Source organism: Gaetbulibacter aquiaggeris (assembly GCF_044003965.1).
In the GTDB taxonomy this organism is placed as follows: domain Bacteria; phylum Bacteroidota; class Bacteroidia; order Flavobacteriales; family Flavobacteriaceae; genus Yeosuana; species Yeosuana aquiaggeris.
Genome location: NZ_JBAWKC010000002.1, coordinates 469,710 through 489,919, shown reverse-complemented (window position 1 = coordinate 489,919; position 20,210 = coordinate 469,710). Strand labels below are relative to the sequence as shown.

Genomic DNA, 20,210 nt, shown 5'->3' with positions numbered 1-20,210 from the left:
AATTACTTCTTTTTTGCAACCGTTTTTTTCTTTGAAGCTTTTTTCTTTGGAGCCTTCTCTTCAATAATGCTTTTAACCTTTTCTAAAGTTAATTTAGTCGCATCTACTGATTTATCAAGCTCAATCTTTGTTTTTCCTTTTAAGATATTATGTCTTCCCCAACGTGCCTTTTCAACTCGAATGCCTTCTTCTTCCCAGTTATGGACCACTTTATCAATGTCTTTTTGAATTTTTGTTTCAATTAATTCTACGATGTCATCATTTGATAAATCATCCCAATCATACTTACTGCTCACATTAATGAACATATTGTTCCATTTTATAAATGGTCCAAAACGTCCCTTTCCTTTTTGAACTGGTAACTTTTTATAGGTATAAATAGGTGCATCTGCCTCTTCTTTTTCTTTTATTAAGTCAATAGCATCTTCAAGTTCAACACTTAAAGCATCAACCCCTTTAGGTAATGACACAAATTTACTACCATACTTTACGTAAGGTCCAAACCTACCATTATTAACTTCTAACGCTTCACCTTTATAAGTACCCAAACTTTTTGGAAGCTGAAATAAATCCATAGCTTCTTCATAGGTAATGGTATTTAATTGCTGGTCTGGAGATAAACTGGCAAACTGTGGTTTCTCATCATCATCCACCGTACCAATTTGCACCATTGGACCAAATTTACCCAATCGTACACTTACTTGCTTCCCTGTTTTTGGATCAGAACCTAAAACACGTTCTCCAGATTCTCTGTCTGCATTTTCCTGAACATGCTCCACCTGTGGATGAAATTCCTTATAGAAATTTTTCATCATTTTAGTCCAGTCCTCTTTGCCTTCAGCAATATCATCAAAATCTTCTTCAACTTTAGCCGTAAAGTTATAATCTAAAATATGTTCAAAATGGGTCACTAAAAAATCAGTAACTATCATTCCTATATCTGTCGGTACTAATTTTCCTTTATCAGATCCGTATTTTTCAGTTAATACTTTTTCTTTTAAATGGCCCTTTTTAAGTGTAATCTGGGTATAATTACGTTCAACACCTTCAACACTTCCTTTTTCAACATAATTTCTGTTTTGAATAGTAGATATTGTTGGCGCATAAGTAGAAGGTCTACCAATACCAAGCTCTTCTAATTGCTTGACTAAAGAGGCTTCTGTATATCTATATGGTGGACGTGCGTAACGCTCTGTGGCAGTTATATAATTATTGTGGAGGGTTTCATTTGTTTTCATTGCCGGCAACATACCTTCCTGCTCAACATCTTCATCATCACTGCCTTCCATATAAACCTTTAAAAAACCATCAAAAGTAATGACTTCTCCATAAGCAGTAAATTGATCTTTATGAGTTGAAGCGCTAATTTTAACATTAGTACGTTCCAGTTCGGCTTCACTCATTTGAGAAGCAATAGCGCGTTTCCAAATCAGATCATATAATCGCGCCTGATCTCTATCAATATCTGCAGAATGCAAAGAAAAATCGGTTGGCCTAATGGCTTCATGGGCCTCCTGGGCTCCTTTAGATTTTCCTTTATAATTTCTAGGTTTACTATATTTTGAACCAAAAGCACTTTCTATTTCCTTTTTGGCAGCATTTCTTGCTTCATCAGATAAGTTAACACTGTCTGTTCTCATGTAAGTGATCAAACCTGACTCATATAGCCGTTGTGCCATGGTCATAGTTTTACTTACTGAAAAATATAACTTACGTGATGCTTCTTGTTGAAGTGTGGAGGTTGTAAAAGGAGCTGCCGGTGATTTTTTGGCCGGTTTTTTTTCTAAATCAGCGACTTTAAAGGTAGCATTGATATTAGACTCTAAGAATTTATAAGCCTCTTTTTGAGTTGAAAACGTTTTTGGCAACTTAGCTTTGAATGATTGTCCAGCTTCATTTGAAAACTCTGCATCAATTCTAAAGGAGGCCACAGAACTAAACTCTTGTATTTCACGCTCACGTTCAACGATCAAACGAACAGAAACAGACTGTACACGTCCTGCTGATAAACCACCTTTTACTTTTCTCCAAAGCACTGGCGATAATTCATAACCAACTATTCTATCTAAAACTCTTCGGGCTTGCTGAGCATCTACTAAATGATAATCAATATCACGTGGGTTTTCAATAGCCTTTTGAATGGCAGATTTAGTGATTTCATGAAAAACAATGCGTTTGGTTTTAGCCTTATCTAAATTTAAAGCTTCAGCCAAATGCCAGGCAATAGCTTCACCTTCACGGTCCTCATCACTTGCTAACCAAACCATATCGGAATTTTTAGCCAAATCTTTGAGTTTTTTTACAACTGCTTTTTTATCTCGTGAAACTTCATATTTTGGTTTAAAATCTCCTTCCACATCAACCCCTAATTCTTTTGAAGGAAGATCTGATATGTGTCCAAAGCTTGATTCAACTTTAAAATCTTTACCTAAAAATTTTTCAATAGTTTTAGCCTTAGCCGGTGACTCTACAATTACTAAATTCTTCGCCATACTTCGTTTTTTGAAGGTACAAATGTATAGGAAAAAAAGTTTATGTGCCTAATTTTATAGATTAACTGTTTTTTCAACGATTAAATATTTAAACAAAATCTCTCAAAGTTTCAGGTTAATTTTAATTTCTTGATTTTATCAAAATTAGTTATTCAATAACTTCAAAAGGATTCTCTTCTTCAAAACCAATAATTTCCTTATATATTAAATAAGTAGGATGATAAACAAAAGCAGCCGTAAATAAAACGCCCACAAAACACATAATCATTCCGACGATTTGAGCCAAAATACTCGATATAATTATCAGGCCAAAAGCCAGTAACCATTTTTTATTTCCAAGTTTAAAACTCGCTTTTACAATATCACCAGCGCTCAAATCTGGATTAAACGCAAAAACCATATTGATAAATGACAAAGGCACCAAAGCATAAAATATAGGTACATAACATAACAATAAAGCAACAATAGCAATTCCAACAGTTGCTAACACAAGTATAAATGTTTTATTGAAATAATGAGATTTAAAAAAATAAAAGAAATCTGATGAAAATACTTCCTCATTAAAATCTAATTTTTTCATGATTCTGAAAAAGCCGGCATTTAAAACAAATGAAATAGTGCTAAGAGCAAATACGGCTGCAATGATAAAAAGAATAGAAATTATAGACATTCCTGCAAAAAAATCAGCAAAAGGAGTCGGGTCACTATACCCATTTTTAGTTTGTGCTAACAAAATACCTATTATAGGCAAGTAAATCACAACAATTAATGGCATCATGATGATAATAGTGAATACTTGAAGTAAGAAACCTTGGACCCATGTTTTCTTAAACAATTCAATAGAGTCACTAAAAATAATTCCAAAATCAAGTGGTTTGGCCTGATTTATTTTTTCTAAAATCTCATTAATATTCCTCATTCTTTCTTGTTTGTTTGGTTTCAATAAAAGTAAGCACTTTATCAATTATAACACAATTATAACATAATTTTACATCTGACACTTTGTCACTAAAGATTATTTTATTGTATCTTTGCACACTTATTAACCCAGGGGTCTCAATATTTGTATGGAAAAGATTATAGATGAAAATAAGCAAGGGGAATCTCTTATTATAGAGCCTAAAAAAGAAAACAGCAAAAAACTTTTTATTGAAAGTTATGGTTGTGCAATGAATTTTAGTGATAGTGAAATAGTGGCCTCTATTTTGGCAGATGGCGGCTATAACACGACACAAAATTTGGAAGATGCTGATTTGGTTTTGGTAAACACCTGTTCAATTAGAGACAAAGCAGAACAAACCGTTCGTAAACGTTTAGAAAAATATAATGCTGTAAAAAAAATAAATCCCAAAATGAAAGTTGGTGTTTTGGGATGTATGGCAGAACGGCTGAAGAGTAAATTCTTAGAAGAAGAGAAAATTGTTGATTTAGTAGTTGGTCCTGACGCTTACAAAGATTTACCAAATCTTTTAAATGAAGTGGATGAAGGCAGAGATGCCATTAATGTCATTCTATCAAAAGATGAAACATATGGAGATATTTCACCGGTAAGATTAAACTCCAATGGCGTTACAGCCTTTGTATCTATAACACGTGGCTGCGATAATATGTGTACGTTTTGTGTCGTTCCTTTTACCAGAGGGCGAGAACGAAGCAGAGACCCACAAAGCATCCTTGAAGAAGTTAATGACCTGTGGAATAAAGGTTTTAAAGAGATCACGCTACTTGGACAAAATGTTGACAGCTACCTTTGGTATGGTGGCGGCTTAAAAAAAGATTTTGATAAAGCCTCTGATTTTCAAAAAGCAACCGCTGTTACTTTTTCTAAATTGTTAGAAATGTGCGCAACAGCACAACCAAGAATGCGTATTCGTTTTTCAACTTCAAATCCTCAGGATATGACTCTGGATGTGGTTAAAACAATGTCCAAATTTGAAAATATTTGTAATTATATTCACTTACCTGTTCAAAGTGGCAGCAATCGCATATTAAAAGAAATGAACAGGCAGCATACCCGCGAAGAATATTTTGAACTCATCGATAACATTAGAAACATAATTCCTGATTGCGGTATCAGTCAAGATATGATTGTGGGTTTTCCAACCGAAACAGAGCAGGATCATCAGGACACATTAAGCTTAATGAACCATGTAAAATATGATTTTGGCTATATGTTTGCTTATTCTGAAAGACCAGGCACTTTAGCAGAACGTAAAATGGAAGATGACGTGCCGCATGAAATCAAAAAACAAAGACTAGCCGAAATAGTTGCCTTGCAACTAAAACATAGTCAATATAGAACAGAGCAATTTGTGGGAAAAATTGTAGAAGTTTTAATTGAAAAATCTTCAAAAAAATCAGATACTCATTGGTCCGGAAGAAACCCTCAAAGTACGGTTGTTGTGTTCCCTAAAGAACATTACAAAATAGGTGATTTTGTCAATGTAAAAGTAAATGATTGCACCAGCGCAACACTTATAGGAGAGGCCGTTGGTTATTCAAAAAATAATTAATTATGGAATCTGTTCAGGTTATAAAACAACGATTTGGAATTATAGGAAATACGCCCGTTCTCAATCGTGCTATTGAAAAAGCCATTCAAGTAGCTCCAACAGATATTTCGGTTTTAGTCACCGGAGAAAGTGGAGTTGGCAAAGAAAGTATTCCAAAAATCATTCATCAATTATCACACCGCAAGCACGGAAAATACATCGCCGTAAACTGTGGTGCCATACCAGAAGGCACTATTGACAGTGAATTGTTTGGTCATGAAAAAGGCTCTTTTACAGGGGCTACCCAAACCCGAGAAGGTTATTTTGAAGTAGCAGATGGTGGCACTATTTTTCTTGACGAAGTTGGGGAATTGCCCCTTACAACTCAAGTGCGTTTATTACGTGTTTTAGAAAATGGGGAGTTTATTAAAGTTGGCTCCAGTAAAGTTCAAAAAACAGATGTGAGAATTGTGGCTGCAACAAACGCTAATATGTTTGAAGCTATTAAAAAAGAAAAATTTCGTGAAGATTTATATTACCGTTTAAGTACAGTAGATATTCATTTGCCCCCGTTAAGAGAACGCCAAGAAGACATTCATTTGTTATTCAGAAAGTTTGCGAGTGATTTTGCATTAAAATACAAGATGCCAACTATTAAGTTAACCGATGATGCCATTCAGGTATTATTAAAACATCGCTGGAGTGGAAATATTCGTCAGTTAAGAAATGTTGCCGAGCAAATATCTGTATTAGAACAAAACAGAACCATTTCAGCTGAAACATTAAAAGGTTATTTGCCTACTTCGGGAAGTAATTTACCTGCCATCATCAAACACACAAAATCTGACACCGACTTTAGCAGTGAGCGAGAAATACTTTACAAAGTATTATTTGACATGAAAAGTGATTTGAATGATTTGAAAAAGCTCACCATGGAACTGATGAAAAAAGGCAATGCTAAAGATGTTGAAAAGGAGCATCAAGGGCTTATTCAAAAAATTTATGGTTCAGATGATGAAACTTTATATGAAGAAGAGGTTGATGAGACTGAAGTTTTATCAATTCCAGAACATCAAGAAAGCTCTCAAGAAATGATAAGTAAATCCGATAAATATCATTTTGCTGAAGAGATTGAAGAAGAAGAAACACTCTCTTTACACGATAAAGAATTAGAATTAATAAAGAAATCACTTGAGCGTCACAGTGGAAAGCGTAAATTAGCAGCTGAAGAATTAGGTATTAGTGAACGCACCTTGTACAGAAAGATTAAACAATTTGATTTGTAATTTAGAATATATTTATTTCGCATGAAAACCACCCATTATATTGTTTTATTCTTAACTTCAATTATCCTTTTAAGTTGTGGCGCCTATTCATTTACCGGTGCATCCGTTGGGCCAAACACTAAAACGTTTCAGGTAAATTATTTTCAAAATAATGCTATTTTAGTGGAGCCTGGACTAGACCTGCAATTCACGAATGCCTTAATAGATTTATTACAAAACCAAACGAATTTAACCCTAGTAAAATCTAATGGAGATTTGGTTTATGAGGGAGAAATTACGCAATATAGAATATCACCAACTACGGCAACCTCATCAAACACCGCAGCACAAAACAGATTAACTATTGGTGTAAAAGTGCATTTTATGGATAAGCATGATGAAGAAGCAGAGTTTGATAAATCTTTTTCATTTTATTTTGATTACGCCGGGAGTTCGCAACTTATAGGTGGTGTAAAAGACGCAGCCGTTTCTGAAATTTTTGAACGTATTACGCAGGACATCTTTAACGCCTCTTTGGCCAAATGGTAAAAACTAATTTTAAAAAGAATCAAAAGTAAAAGAGGAAAATGAATAATAAAAATTTCACATACTTACTTCAAAACCCAGAGGCCGTTACGCCTGCACAAACTGAAGGTGTGAAAACTATTATCAATCAATTCCCTTATTTTCAATCAGCCAGAGCCATTTATCTAAAAGGCTTGAAAAACCAAGAGAGTTTTCAATACAATCAAGAACTTAAAACAGCTGCTGCTTACACTACAGACCGAAGTATTTTATTTGATTTTATTACTTCTGAAGTATTTAATCAAAACGAAATATCACAATTCATAAAAATAAACAGCGAACACTTACTTGATATTGCTGTGACTGTTGAGGATATTTCGATCAATAAAAAAGTAGTGATTGATGAAACCACTCCAGCAGACATTAAAAGTAATCTGGAAGTTTTAAATCCGTCTCTGTTTCAACCAAAATTCGAGCGTCAAAAAATAGCTAGTTTCAGATTGGATGAATCAGAAAATATTGAAAAGGTGACGCCAGAAACTAAAACTCAAGAAGCATCAGCTGAAGATATTTTATTATTAGGAAAACCTTTGGAGTTTGACAAAAAAGAAACCCATTCATTTAATGAATGGCTCAAACTAGCGAGTTTTAAAACTATTGTACGTGATAAAACACCGGTTAAACTTGAATCGAAAACAGAAGATACAGAAGATGTTGAGCACTTAGAACGCAGAAAAAAATTCAAATTGATAGATGAGTTCATAACAAAAAATCCAAAAATCAATCCAGATAGAACTTATACACCAACACACAACATAGCCAAAGCCCAGTTGATACAACCTGAGGAGTTAATGACAGAGACTTTAGCGCGTATTTATGTTGAACAAAAAAACTACAAAAAAGCAATTCAATCTTATAAGATATTAAGTTTGAAATATCCGGAAAAAAGTAGTTTCTTTGCAATCCAAATTAGAGCAGTAGAACAATTACAAGAACAAAACAATAAGGAATAATGAGTACGTTTACAATATTTTTAGTATTAATTGTTGTAGTAGCATTTTTATTAGTAGTAGTAATCATGGTACAAAACCCTAAAGGAGGCGGATTATCATCATCTTTTGGTGGTGGTGGTACACAACAATTAGGAGGTGTTAAAAAAACCACTGACTTTTTAGACAAAAGTACCTGGACATTAGCAACCTTATTATTAGCATTAATTTTAATATCAAATGTTGCTATTAATAGAGGCACAAGCGATGTTGATTCAAAAGCCATTGACGCCGATGAAACAACTACAACCTTACCTGTACCAGTGCAAACCACAACTACTCCAGCTGCAACAGTAAAAGATTCAGTACAGTAATTTCTGTAAATAAAACTAAAAAATGCCAACTTAAATAAGTTGGCATTTTTTGTTACTGCAAGTTTGTCAGTAGTTCGTTATTGGCACAATTTTAGAATGATACTACTCCGTTCAACATAATTTAATTAATTAAAATAATATAACAAATGAGCTTAAACATTAAACCATTAGCAGACCGAGTTCTTATTGAGCCTGCTGAAGCTGAAACAAAAACAGCATCAGGAATTATTATTCCAGATAACGCCAAAGAAAAACCACAAAGAGGAAAAGTTGTTGCTGCTGGTAAAGGCACCAAAGATGATCCTATTACTGTGAAAGTTGGCGATACTGTTTTATATGGTAAATATGCTGGCACAGAACTAAAATTAGACGGAAAAGATTATTTAATCATGCGTGAAAGCGACATATTAGCAATTATTTAAAAAGTTACAAATTATGGCAAAAGATATAAAATTTGATATTGAAGCACGCGACGGTTTAAAGCGTGGAGTTGATGCATTAGCAAATGCAGTAAAAGTAACCTTAGGTCCAAAAGGAAGAAATGTGATTATTAGCAAATCATTTGGTGCCCCTCAGGTTACTAAAGATGGTGTTACTGTAGCCAAAGAAATAGAGCTTCAAGATCCTCTTGAAAACATGGGAGCACAAATGGTAAAAGAAGTGGCTTCCAAAACGAATGATTTAGCTGGTGACGGTACTACAACTGCGACCGTATTAGCACAATCTATTGTTAAAGAAGGACTAAAGAATGTTGCTGCTGGTGCCAATCCAATGGATTTAAAACGAGGTATTGATAAAGCAGTTGAAGCTATTGTTAAGGATTTAGAAAAACAAGCTAAAAAAGTTGGTAACTCATCTGAAATGATAAAACAAGTTGCTTCTATTTCAGCAAATAATGATGATACTATTGGTGACTTAATAGCAAAAGCATTTAATAAAGTTGGTAAAGAAGGTGTTATAACTGTTGAAGAAGCAAAAGGCATGGAAACCTATGTGGATGTGGTTGAAGGTATGCAGTTTGACAGAGGCTATTTATCTCCTTATTTCGTGACGGATGCTGATAAAATGATTGCTGATTTAGAAAATCCATACATTTTATTATTTGATAAAAAGATTTCAAACTTACAGGAAATACTTCCAATATTAGAGCCTGTTGCGCAATCTGGAAGACCATTATTAATTATTGCCGAAGATGTTGACGGACAAGCATTAGCGACTTTGGTTGTAAACAAATTACGTGGAGGCTTAAAAATTGCTGCTGTTAAAGCCCCTGGTTTTGGCGACAGACGTAAGGCCATGTTAGAAGATATTGCCATTTTAACGGGTGGAACTGTTATTTCTGAAGAAAGAGGATTTACTCTTGAAAATGCCGACATTAGTATGTTAGGTACTGCAGAAACAGTAACAGTAGATAAAGACAATACCACTATTGTGAATGGTGCTGGTAAAGCTGCAGACATTAAGGCAAGAGTGAATCAAATAAAAGCTCAAATAGAAACGACTACCAGTGATTACGATAAAGAAAAACTTCAAGAACGTTTGGCTAAATTAGCTGGAGGTGTTGCTGTACTTTATGTAGGCGCTGCTAGTGAAGTGGAAATGAAAGAGAAAAAAGACCGTGTTGATGATGCCTTACATGCTACAAGAGCGGCTGTTGAAGAAGGCATTGTTGCTGGTGGAGGTGTTGCTTTTATTAGAGCCAAATCAGTATTAGAAAAAATCACTACTGAAAATCTTGACGAAGTAACCGGTATTCAAATTGTGGCACGTGCTATTGAAGCGCCATTGCGTACTATTGTTGAAAATGCAGGTGGGGAAGGCAGTGTGGTTGTTTCAAAAGTGATGGAAGGAAAAGGCTCTTTTGGTTATGATGCCAAAACAGAGACTTACGTTGATATGTTAAAAGCAGGTATTATCGATCCTAAAAAAGTAACGCGTATTGCATTAGAAAATGCAGCGTCCGTTGCAGGAATGATTTTAACTACTGAATGTGCATTGGTTGACATAAAAGAAGATACTCCAGCTATGCCAGGTGGTATGGGTGGCGGTATGCCAGGAATGATGTAAACAGACAGTCTCGATACACATATTAAAAAACGCTTCAATTAATTTTGAAGCGTTTTTTATTTAAAATTAGCACTCATTCGGAATTTCTATACCATCATCATTAGCTGGATTTTTAGAAAAAGAAAAAAAGAATTGACCTAAATAAACCATTTTAGATCTCATTTCAGAATAAATCAATCTAATATTACTTGCTTAGGCTTTGTTTGAATCCATTGCCTTAATTTGTTTTGCATTCTTAATTCTACAAATTTATATGTGAATGCGGAAGAGCTAATTATTAATGCCATTAAGATTGTTATCCAAAGTAAATTATCCCAAAAAGTAGGCATCACGCCCGGATAAGCAGGCACAAAATAAAGGTCTAACCAAATCCAATAAAAAAATAACCAAAATAAATGTATTAAATAGATAGAATATGAAATATCACCTAAGAAAACTAATGGCTTTGTGTTTAATAATTTATATGGCCGACCTGTATTTAACGAAGCACAAAGAATAAATGCTCCGAAAAAAGGAATAACCACAACATCATATATTCCAAAATTGAGCGTTGCAATTAAACACAAAAGAATTACATACAAAAACCAGTCTTTAGACCAAAACGATTTCTTGTTTAAAAGTGACTTATAGGCTTGATATACTCCAATACCAATGGTGAATTCGAAAATACATCTAACGGTTCCTAAAGCAAAAATGGCATTAATAGAATTATCAGGAGTCTGAAAAGTAATAAATACCATCCCTGATAATGCTAATATGAAAGCTAATATAGTATATCGAGTAAATCCTTTATTTAATAAAGGAATAAGGCCTATTGCAACAATATACGTCCACCATTCCGCAGCAACCGACCAGGACGCCACATTCCAAGAAAACGTATCAATAAGACCACTCGTTTGAAGAAAAAATAACTGAATAAAAAAAGCAGAAATGGTATTATCTGCATTCCAATTAACACTTGCATAAACTGGATTTAATAGATTAAGACCAATCATTTGAATCGCCAATAAAAGCATTACAAAAATATGTAATGGGTATAATCTGCTAAAACGAGCCCATAAATAGTTCTTGATTAAACCTTTGGATCGAGCTTTTAGTTTCTCTCCGTATACATGTGAGATAACAAATCCACTCAAAATAAAGAAAAAATCTACCCAAAGATATCCTTTGGTGATGAACTGAGAATTTAACTGATCTAGCAACCCCGGAAATCCGTGAAATACGGAAAAAGCTTGATAATGGAATAATACCACAAGCAAAGCGGCAATGCCCCTTAACGGTGTCAGGGATGAAATGTAATTAGTGGTTGGTTTCATTAGAATAAAATGTTATTATTGCTTGAAATTTTTGTTGGCTGATTAACGAATTTAGTTAATTTATTGCACAATTTCTTTTTGCTTAATTATATAAAAAAAATCCGAAATTTTAGTTTCGGATTTTTTATGCTTTAATAACTTTTTATTTTCCTCCTGGCGGACAATAGGTTTTTAAAAAATTGGTATAGAGTGTCCTTAAATGTTTGGTGGTACCTTCTCCTTCTCTAATGCCGTGAGTCCGGTTAGGATAAGCCATAAATTGAAATTGCTTGTTGTATTTAACCAATTCATTAATCAAGATTTCGGCATTTTGATAATGCACATTATCATCGCCAGTTCCATGGATATACAATAAGTTCCCAACTAAATTTTTGGCATAGGTCATTGGAGAACCGTTTACAAAATCTTCCAGATTTTCTTGTGGCAATCCCATATAACGCTCTTGATAAATATTGTCATAGGTCAACTGGTTTGCAATAGCTGCCAATGAAATACCTGTTTTATATATTTCTGGATACTGAAACATTAAATTCAAAGTAGCTGAACCTCCACCACTGTGTCCCCAAACCGCTATACGCTCAGGATCAACAAAATCCCATTTCAGGATTTCTTTTGCAGCCATGGCCTGATCTTTTATATTAATCCTTCCAATATTTCTGTAAATACTTTTACGCCATTCTCTGCCTTTTGGCGCTGGTGTTCCTCGGTTGTCCAAAGAAATATAAATATAGCCGTCATCAGCCATATCACCATCGTAGTTTCTGTTCATGCCTGCACCGTAAGAATCAGTCACTGTTGTAGCAGCAGGTTCTGTATAAACATAAAATACTACAGGATATTTCTTTGAAGGATCAAAATTTGTGGGTTTTACCATCCATCCGTCCATCTCTACATTATCAACAGTTGTTACTTTAAAGAATTCAACTTTAGGAGTTTCTTTCAATCCACTTAATTTAGCTTCAATACTTTCCGTTGCATTGACTGGTTTAAGCTTTGGAAATGTGACATATTCAACGGCGGGGCGGGTATAACTGTTAGAAAAAGAATGTAAGGCATAAGAACCTGTTGGTGACACTGAATAATTATGAGTCCCTTTTAGGTCTTCCGGATTCAAAAATTCTGCTTTACCTTTGCCATTTAATTTGGTGCGATACAAATATTTTTGAGTCGCATTTTCAGGTGAAGCCGTAAAATATACATAGCCTTTTTTAGTGTCTATATGATTTAAATCAATAATATCATAGTCACCATTTGTTATTTTCTTTTCAGATTTTCCCGATAAAGACACATTATACAAATGACGCCATCCGTCCTTTTCACTCGCCCATAAAATACTTTCACCATTATTTAACCAGTTATAATTATTGGTGAAATAAATATCATATTGAAAATCGTCTTCATAGATATCAACCCATGCTTTATCAGTTTCCTCATAGATTACTTTAGCTACTCCTGAATTTGGTTCAACAATATATAATTTGCTATCATTTTGTTTTCTGTTTAATTGCTGCACTAATAACTTTTCAGTTGTAGGGATATATTCCATACGCACTAAATAGTGTTGTCTTGTATCACCGGGAACCTTCATCCAGATAGTTTTAGCATCAGCAATACTTACAACACCCACTTTACACGACGATGGTGTCTCGCCAACTTTAGGATACTCTAAAGGTACTGGTTGGGAATAAATAGCATCCGTATTATTAATCATATAAAACTTTTTAATATCTGAAGCGTCTATTTGCCAATATGCTATTGACTTGCTGTCAGGACTCCAACGGAATCCATCTCTACAAGCAAACTCTTCTTCATAAGCCCAGTCAAACGTTCCATTAATTAAAGTAGTTGACCCATCAGTTGTAAGTGCTTTTATATAAGAAGTATTCAAATCCTCAACATAAATATTGTTATCGCTTACATAAGCCACTCTTGTCCCGTCAGGAGAAAATTTAGCAAACATTAAAGACGATTCCGGCAAACTTGTTCCAAGTTGTGTTAAAGAACCTTTAGCAATATCTAAAATCCAGTAATCTCCTTTAGTATTTAATCTCCAAACACGTTTGGTATTCGTGAAAATCAACACTTTTTGCTCATCATTTGAAAAAATAAAATAACTAACTTCTAAAGGTGAGGTGCTGTTTTTGGGTGTCAGTTGTTCTTTGCTTATTAAAACCTTTGCACTGTTTTCAGGCAGGGTGTATTGCATCACACTATTATTTTCAATGCGGTAATAAGAGTTTCCATCACTAGACCACTTGAAGCCTCCGCGCTGAGAAAAAACTTGTAATGATAAAAAGACAAAAAGAATAAAAATAAATACGAATTTTTGTTTCAATTTTAAATTGAAAGTAGCTCTGGTTTTGCACATATTCATGGTTTTTATATGAGTAATTGATTTACGTTTTTTTATAACACTAAAAAGTTCCTAAATTTAATATTTTATTTCCAATTCAATGCTGTTTTGAAATTTGTTTCACAGAAATAAGAAGCTATTATTCAATATTTATGCGACGCAAACGCAAAGCATTAGTTGGCTGAGAATATTTAATTTTTTAATCATTTCAACTACATAAAAAAGAGGCCGTTTTAAAATTGATTTTTGCCAAACTGAAAAGTATTCAGGATGATGCTTTCAATAGTTTAAAACAACCTCTTTTATTTGTTAATTCTGTTTTCTATCTGAACAATTAAGTCATCATATTAAAATTGACACTTATAGTAGCATTTGACATCATGTTTAATTCGTGCATATTTTGTTCATTTCCAGCAGGGTTCATGATATAACCATCTAATTCAACTTTAATAGTATACATTCCTTGCGGAATTCCAATGAATGCGTAATTTCCATTTCCATCAGAATGGGTCGTCGTATAAAGTGTTCCATTATGCAACAAAGAAATAGTTGCATTTGGCAAATTTTCAACAGTATCTTGTACATTTCCGTGAATGGTTCCAGAAGTTGACATATCAACAAAACGAATTGTTGGCATAAAAGTAAAACCGCTCATACTCATCATCATATTGGGTCCAGATCCAGTGTAGTTTACACCCTCAAGTATGAATGACTCATTAACATCTATATCTAACAAAAACTCCGTCATACCACCTTCTGAAATAGTTAAGGAATTATTTAGAGTAATATCAATACTTCTATTGCTTGAATTTAACATCATCCCGCCTTGCATCATACCATTACCAGAATAACCCTCTTGATCCATATTATAAGTATACAAATCACCATTAGTCATGACCATTTCTGTTGATGATATGTATAAACGCATTAAATCATAATTCCCTACTGAAATTTCGGCATTTGCCATTGTTGCGGTTATGCCATTTATTAATTCTAATAAATTATATGACATAGGTGTATTCATAATGTTAATCATAGAATTAACATGAGCAGTACTGCCAATTTCAATTTTATCAATGGTTACGCTTGCCGACATGAACTGATTATAATGCATTGGTGCATCACTAAGCTTAACTGAAAGCGTACCTTTTGGCTCTGCTGTGTCATTCGTGCAACTTGTTACGGCTATTAGTAATAGTGTAACAAAAAAATATTTCATTTTATTCATTTTTAGGGTATTTTAAATTAATTTATAATTTCACTTTTCTTAATCGCAAAGCATTTGCAATTACAGAGACTGAACTAAAACTCATAGCCAATGCAGCTATCATAGGTGATAACAAAATTCCGAAAAACGGAAATAAAACGCCTGCAGCCACAGGCACTCCAATACTGTTATAAATGAGTGCAAAAAATAAGTTTTGTTTTATATTACCCATCACTTTCCGACTTAAATTATGAGCTTTCACAATGCCTTGTAAATCACCTTTAACTAAAGTGATTCCGGCACTTTCGATCGCTACATCAGTACCTGTTCCCATAGCAATACCTACATCACTTTTTGCTAACGCAGGCGCATCATTAATACCATCACCGGCAACTGCCACTTTTTTTCCTTGGCTTTGTAATAATTCAACCTCAGCTAGTTTATCTTGTGGTAGCAAACCGGCCTTAAAATCAGTGAGATGTAATTCTTGTGCCACCGCTTTAGCGGTATCATAATTATCACCGGTTAACATAATCACATCAATACCTTTTGATTGTAATTCTGAAATTGCTTTTTTACTGGACGCTTTTATTTTATCACTGATTACTGCATATCCAATAGCAATAGCATTAACCGACAAAAAGGACACGGTTTTGCCTAATTTTTGTTGTGACTTCACATCATTTGAAAGTTCATCGGGTATGACCGTATTAATTTCCTGCATTAACTTTTCATTTCCTAATGCTACTTTTTTATCATCTATAGTCCCAACAACACCTTTTCCTGTAACTGAATTAAAATTATTTACTTTTAAAAGTTCAACTCCATGTTCTTTCCCATATTTTAGGGTCGCTTCTGCCAGAGGATGTTCACTCATTTGATTTATGGATACAATAAATTGAAGCACGTCTTTTTCACGATACTTTGCAGATTGCACTCCAATTTTATCAACGGATGGTTTTCCTTCAGTTATGGTGCCTGTCTTATCAATAATTAGAACTTCAATACTATTTAGGCGTTCTAAAGCTTCGGCATTTTTTATTAAAACTCCAGATTTAGCACCTTTTCCAACACCTACCATAACCGACATAGGTGTTGCCAATCCTAAAGCACATGGGCATGCAATAATAAGCACCGCAATGGCATTTACCAATGCAAATACATACTTAGGCTCTGGGCCAAATACAATCCATAAAACAAAGGTAATGACTGAAATAAGTACCACAATAGGCACAAAATAACCAGAGATTTTATCCGCTAATTTTTGAATAGGTGCCTGACTCCGACTTGCCTTATTGACCATATCAATAATTTGAGAAAGCAAGGTATCATTACCCACTTTTTCAGCTTTCATAACAAAAGACTGTTTGCCATTAATGGTTCCTGAACTTACTTTATCATGAACCGATTTATGAACGGGCATAGGCTCACCTGTAATCATGGACTCATCAACGGAACTTTCTCCTTCATAAACAACACCATCAACCGGAATTCTGTCACCTGGTTTAACACGCAATAAATCACCAATAACTATATTTTCAATGGATGTGATCTCCTCCTGACCATTTACAATACGAATGGCTTTATTTGGTGCCAGCTGCAACAATTCTTTAACCGCACTATTCGTTTTGCCATGAGCACGTGCTTCTAATACTTGTCCCATCAATACCAAGGTTAAAATAACGGTTGCTGCCTCAAAATACACATGAACAGTACCATATTCTGTTTTAAATTGTGGAGGAAAAAAATCTGGAAACAACATCCCAAAAACACTAAAAACCCAGGCAACACCTGCTCCTATTCCAATTAATGTAAACATGTTTAAATGCCATGTTTTGATGGAGCGATAAGCACGCTCAAAGAACATCCATGTGGTGTAAAAAACCACTGGAATTGATAACCCAAATTGAATCCAGTTCCAGTATTTTAGTGAAAGTATACTATACAAAGGATTATCAGGAATCATCTCAGACATGGCTATTAAAAATATAGGTAACGTAAAAACAACACTCCACCAAAATTTATGCAATAGTCTTTTATAATTTTTATCTTCAGTAGAAGCATCTGTGCTAGACGACACTTCTTCCACAAGATCCATTCCGCAAACAGGGCAATCACCAGGCTTATCATAGGTTTTATCTCCTTCACAGTGCATAGGACAATAAAACACACCCATACCTGTGCCTTCCGGTTTTTGATGTTCGTGTTTATGAATGTGTTCTCCCGGTAATGAAATTCCATAACGTCCACCACTATCCTTTTCAAGGGCTTCCTTAAAAACATCTATTGATATATGAGAACCCATGGTAATGGTAGCTTCGGCCTTTTGCAAATCTACCTGCGCTTCCTCAACAGCTTCAATACTATTTAGAGTTTTCTCTACATGAGATCTACAGCCATTACAGCTCATTCCTGAAATGGAATATGTGTGTTTCATTTCTTTTTATTTTTAACATACAATAAAAACGCCCATAGGACAATTACTAGTGGAATAATCCAAAAATACATCATGATTTCTCGGTTTTAATGTTTGTTTTTATCACTATTATTATCCATGTTCTTCATGAAATACTTTTGAAAATTCCAAATATTATTGATTATTTTCTTTTTGTGAAATTGAAAAAGAACATTACCAATACTATTACAATTATAAGTGCGAAAACCCACCAGCCCATATGCATTCCCCAGTAATGGTATCTTCCATTATGGTGCATCATTGTATTTACATCTGTATCTTGTTTACAACTTGTTAATGCAAAAAGACCAATCATCGTTAGAAGTGTTACTAATTTTCTCATAATATTTAATTTTATTGATTACTGCGTTAATTCAGATTTCACTCAAGTATAAAATTAAGCACATTATGATATTTCCTGTTACATTCTTCTGACCTTTATTTATACAATAAGGATATAGGTTTTCATCAAATAAACTACTCCATATGATTCATAACCATATCATGGTCGTACTGACAACAACCTGGTAATCCGTTATAAGCATCCAAATCGGCAGATACTTTTTCAGTATCATATCCTGAAGCGGCAATAGCATTATGTATAGCCATTTCATTGGTTTTTGAATCGTCAAAAGAAACATCCATTTTCTTAGCATCTACATCCCAATTTGCTTTTGATATGCCTTCTAAACTGTTAACTGCTTTTTCGATGGTCTTTTTACACATGCCACAATTGCCTCTTACGCCAAAACTTATAGTTGCCATTGCAACTTCTTTAACTTCTGATGGATTTAGAACTGAATTACTTTTTTCCTTGGTCTCATTTTTACAACTTAATAAACCTAATACTATAATTGTTACTGTACTTAAAATTAACTTCTTCATGATTTTTAAATTTTATAATTATTTGTTTTTTATTATTCTAGAACTTCCTTAGTACTACCACAAGTTAACATGGCTTCTCCAAAATATGGATTATATATTTCTTTGGTTAAACTTAACCAATAAGCGCCTTGGTTATCATTAACCATAGGACAAAATTGCTTATACACGGTTTGATTGACTCCAAATATTTGAATCGCATTTGTAAAATATAATGACAATTGCTTAAAAGAGATTCTTTGTTTTTCAATAGTTTCTGCTTTTAAAATATTATTCGCTGCTGATTTAATCTTCTTCTCTAAGGTCATCCATTGACTATGAGTATGTTCATCAGAAATTAATTCCATATCAACTTTATTTAAATTTTTAACAAGATCTTTTGAGAATTGTTTTGTTCCTTTAAAGTCGTCTTTAACCAAAGCATCTTTCAGATTTAAATAATCTTTAAATACCGTTTTTAATTGTTCTTGAAATATTGATGACACCTTTATTCTTTGCAATTCATTATCATTATTAAATTCTGATAGATTTATATGGTCATTTTTACCTTCAGAGATATTCATCATACTCGGTTTTCCTGCCAATTGTGATGCGGCATCCACAGTAAATGTGCCTTTAACTACAATTTCATCACCTTCTGAAAGCCCTTCCTTGATGATATAGGCATCACCTAGTGAAGCCCCCAGTGTTACTTCTCGTAGTTTGAAGTTTACTTTATTTGAAACAAGGCTTTTCATATAAACTACTGATCGTTCACCAGTCCACATGACTGCTGTCTTTGGAATTACGATGTCTTTAGATGTAGATTTAGAAACCATATTACTAATAACACCTGACACAAACATTTCTGGTTTTAATTTGTTTTCAAAATTTTTGACTTCAACTCTTGCTGATGCTACTCGGGTTTGTGGATTAATCAAAGGGTCAATAAATGTAATAACGCCTTCAAAAGATTCTCCGGGTAGCGATTGAACAGTGTAGCGTATTTTATTACCTACTTTTACCCATGGCATATCGCTTTCATAAACATCAAAAAGCACCCATAGCGAGGACAAATCGGCAATTTCATATATCGGCATGCCTTGACCAACATAATGCCCTAAATCCACCTTTTTCGCTGTGATAATACCAGAGACATCGGCGGTTATAGGAAATTGATGAATAGGTTTATTGGTACTTATTATTTTATTGATTGTACCTTCTCCAATTTTTAAATTACTGAGTTTTTGTTTGGCAGCAGAAAATAAGTCTGGCTGTGCATCTTTCATGCGATAAGCTTGTAATAATTCTTCTTGAGCCGTTACCAATTCAGGAGAATACACCATAGCCAAAGTTTGTCCGCGACTAACCTTTTCGCCCGTAAAATTAATCATCAACCTTTCAATTCTACCCGGAATATGAGTGGATTGGGTATACAATTTACGTTCGTCAATCTGCACTTTACCATTAAGCGCCAATTTTTTACTCGCATTGTCGCCTCCACCCACTATCATGGTCTGTATATTCGCTAATTTCATAGCATCGTCGGTCATTTGAATGGCGTCAGGGTCTATTGAAGAACCGTTCGACTCTAATGGAATTAAATCCATCCCACATATGGGACATAGACCTGGTTCGTTCATGCGTATTTGTGGATGCATGGAACAGGTCCAAATGGTTTCTTTGCTTTCTGAAGTGCTTTGTTCATGATCTGATTTTGGCGCATTATCCCCTCCAAAAAAAATCCATCCAAGTAGAACTCCTGCGAACAGGATGCCTACCATTTTTAGTGTATTTTTATTTTTTGTGTTCAT

15 protein-coding genes are annotated in these 20,210 nt (G+C 34.2%); 7 read left to right on the top strand and 8 right to left on the bottom strand.

What is annotated here, in order from left to right; all coding sequences use genetic code 11:
* Positions 1-2: 2 nt before the first annotated feature.
* Together topA and V8G56_RS08475 are read right to left on the bottom strand one after the other, a co-directional pair.
* Positions 3-2,492, bottom strand: a complete 2,490-nt coding sequence (topA, locus tag V8G56_RS08480) for a type I DNA topoisomerase (protein ID WP_395438015.1) — start codon at positions 2,490-2,492, stop codon at positions 3-5.
* 148 nt (positions 2,493-2,640) lie between these two features.
* Positions 2,641-3,411 (bottom strand): hypothetical protein, encoded by a 771-nt coding sequence (locus V8G56_RS08475; protein ID WP_395438014.1) that lies wholly within the window; start codon positions 3,409-3,411, stop codon positions 2,641-2,643.
* A 148-nt stretch (positions 3,412-3,559) separates the two neighbouring features.
* Here V8G56_RS08475 and miaB point away from each other — a divergent pair, with 148 nt between their 5' ends.
* The 7 genes from miaB to groL all read left to right on the top strand — a co-directional run bounded on the left by miaB (position 3,560) and on the right by groL (position 10,204).
* Positions 3,560-5,005, top strand: a complete 1,446-nt coding sequence (miaB, locus tag V8G56_RS08470; RefSeq protein WP_395438013.1) for a tRNA (N6-isopentenyl adenosine(37)-C2)-methylthiotransferase MiaB — start codon at positions 3,560-3,562, stop codon at positions 5,003-5,005.
* 2 nt (positions 5,006-5,007) lie between these two features.
* Positions 5,008-6,270 (top strand): sigma-54 interaction domain-containing protein, encoded by a 1,263-nt coding sequence (locus V8G56_RS08465; protein WP_395438012.1) that lies wholly within the window; start codon positions 5,008-5,010, stop codon positions 6,268-6,270.
* 21 nt (positions 6,271-6,291) lie between these two features.
* A complete protein-coding gene (locus V8G56_RS08460) occupies positions 6,292-6,798 on the top strand; it encodes an LptE family protein (protein ID WP_395438011.1) in 507 nt (168 codons plus the stop codon).
* Between the two features lie 38 nt (positions 6,799-6,836).
* The gene (locus V8G56_RS08455) at positions 6,837-7,787 is read left to right on the top strand and encodes a hypothetical protein (RefSeq protein WP_395438010.1); all 951 of its coding nucleotides are present in this window, start codon (positions 6,837-6,839) and stop codon (positions 7,785-7,787) included.
* Positions 7,787-8,137, top strand: a complete 351-nt coding sequence (secG, locus tag V8G56_RS08450; RefSeq protein WP_395438009.1) for a preprotein translocase subunit SecG — start codon at positions 7,787-7,789, stop codon at positions 8,135-8,137. The genes V8G56_RS08455 and secG overlap by 1 nt, the downstream gene beginning before the upstream one ends.
* Positions 8,138-8,283: 146 nt before the next feature.
* Positions 8,284-8,559 carry a co-chaperone GroES gene (locus V8G56_RS08445; protein ID WP_395438008.1) on the top strand — a complete coding sequence of 92 codons (276 nt, stop codon included), beginning with the start codon at positions 8,284-8,286 and terminating at the stop codon, positions 8,557-8,559.
* A 13-nt stretch (positions 8,560-8,572) separates the two neighbouring features.
* Positions 8,573-10,204, top strand: a complete 1,632-nt coding sequence (gene groL / locus V8G56_RS08440; protein WP_395438007.1) for a chaperonin GroEL — start codon at positions 8,573-8,575, stop codon at positions 10,202-10,204.
* Between the two features lie 173 nt (positions 10,205-10,377).
* On the opposite strand, the gene V8G56_RS08435 is transcribed toward groL, so the two are convergent.
* The 6 genes from V8G56_RS08435 to V8G56_RS08410 all read right to left on the bottom strand — a co-directional run bounded on the left by V8G56_RS08435 (position 10,378) and on the right by V8G56_RS08410 (position 20,210).
* On the bottom strand, positions 10,378-11,520 hold the full coding sequence (locus V8G56_RS08435) for an acyltransferase family protein (RefSeq protein ID WP_395438006.1): 1,143 nt from the start codon (positions 11,518-11,520) through the stop codon (positions 10,378-10,380).
* Positions 11,521-11,662: 142 nt separating this feature from the next.
* A complete protein-coding gene (locus tag V8G56_RS08430; protein WP_395438005.1) occupies positions 11,663-13,855 on the bottom strand; it encodes a S9 family peptidase in 2,193 nt (730 codons plus the stop codon).
* A 352-nt stretch (positions 13,856-14,207) separates the two neighbouring features.
* A complete protein-coding gene (locus V8G56_RS08425) occupies positions 14,208-15,092 on the bottom strand; it encodes a DUF4382 domain-containing protein (RefSeq protein WP_395438004.1) in 885 nt (294 codons plus the stop codon).
* Between the two features lie 31 nt (positions 15,093-15,123).
* Positions 15,124-17,517, bottom strand: a complete 2,394-nt coding sequence (locus V8G56_RS08420; RefSeq protein WP_395438003.1) for a heavy metal translocating P-type ATPase — start codon at positions 17,515-17,517, stop codon at positions 15,124-15,126.
* Between the two features lie 495 nt (positions 17,518-18,012).
* Positions 18,013-18,420 (bottom strand): heavy-metal-associated domain-containing protein, encoded by a 408-nt coding sequence (locus V8G56_RS08415; RefSeq protein WP_395438002.1) that lies wholly within the window; start codon positions 18,418-18,420, stop codon positions 18,013-18,015.
* Between the two features lie 32 nt (positions 18,421-18,452).
* Positions 18,453-20,210: an efflux RND transporter periplasmic adaptor subunit gene (locus tag V8G56_RS08410; protein WP_395438001.1), complete on the bottom strand. Its 1,758-nt coding sequence runs from the start codon at positions 20,208-20,210 to the stop codon at positions 18,453-18,455.

What these genes read in the sequence shown, in the direction of transcription:
- topA (WP_395438015.1), bottom strand. Translation starts at nt 2,492, where the DNA reads ATGGCGAAGAATTTAGTAATTGTAGAGTCACCGGCTAAGGCTAAAACT.
- V8G56_RS08455 (WP_395438010.1), top strand. Translation starts at nt 6,837, where the DNA reads ATGAATAATAAAAATTTCACATACTTACTTCAAAACCCAGAGGCCGTT.
- groL (WP_395438007.1), top strand. Translation starts at nt 8,573, where the DNA reads ATGGCAAAAGATATAAAATTTGATATTGAAGCACGCGACGGTTTAAAG.
- V8G56_RS08420 (WP_395438003.1), bottom strand. Translation starts at nt 17,517, where the DNA reads ATGAAACACACATATTCCATTTCAGGAATGAGCTGTAATGGCTGTAGA.
- V8G56_RS08435 (WP_395438006.1), bottom strand. Translation starts at nt 11,520, where the DNA reads ATGAAACCAACCACTAATTACATTTCATCCCTGACACCGTTAAGGGGC.
- V8G56_RS08415 (WP_395438002.1), bottom strand. Translation starts at nt 18,420, where the DNA reads ATGAAGAAGTTAATTTTAAGTACAGTAACAATTATAGTATTAGGTTTA.
- V8G56_RS08425 (WP_395438004.1), bottom strand. Translation starts at nt 15,092, where the DNA reads ATGAAATATTTTTTTGTTACACTATTACTAATAGCCGTAACAAGTTGC.
- V8G56_RS08445 (WP_395438008.1), top strand. Translation starts at nt 8,284, where the DNA reads ATGAGCTTAAACATTAAACCATTAGCAGACCGAGTTCTTATTGAGCCT.
- secG (WP_395438009.1), top strand. Translation starts at nt 7,787, where the DNA reads ATGAGTACGTTTACAATATTTTTAGTATTAATTGTTGTAGTAGCATTT.
- miaB (WP_395438013.1), top strand. Translation starts at nt 3,560, where the DNA reads ATGGAAAAGATTATAGATGAAAATAAGCAAGGGGAATCTCTTATTATA.
- V8G56_RS08475 (WP_395438014.1), bottom strand. Translation starts at nt 3,411, where the DNA reads ATGAGGAATATTAATGAGATTTTAGAAAAAATAAATCAGGCCAAACCA.
- V8G56_RS08410 (WP_395438001.1), bottom strand. Translation starts at nt 20,210, where the DNA reads ATGAACACAAAAAATAAAAATACACTAAAAATGGTAGGCATCCTGTTC.
- V8G56_RS08465 (WP_395438012.1), top strand. Translation starts at nt 5,008, where the DNA reads ATGGAATCTGTTCAGGTTATAAAACAACGATTTGGAATTATAGGAAAT.
- V8G56_RS08460 (WP_395438011.1), top strand. Translation starts at nt 6,292, where the DNA reads ATGAAAACCACCCATTATATTGTTTTATTCTTAACTTCAATTATCCTT.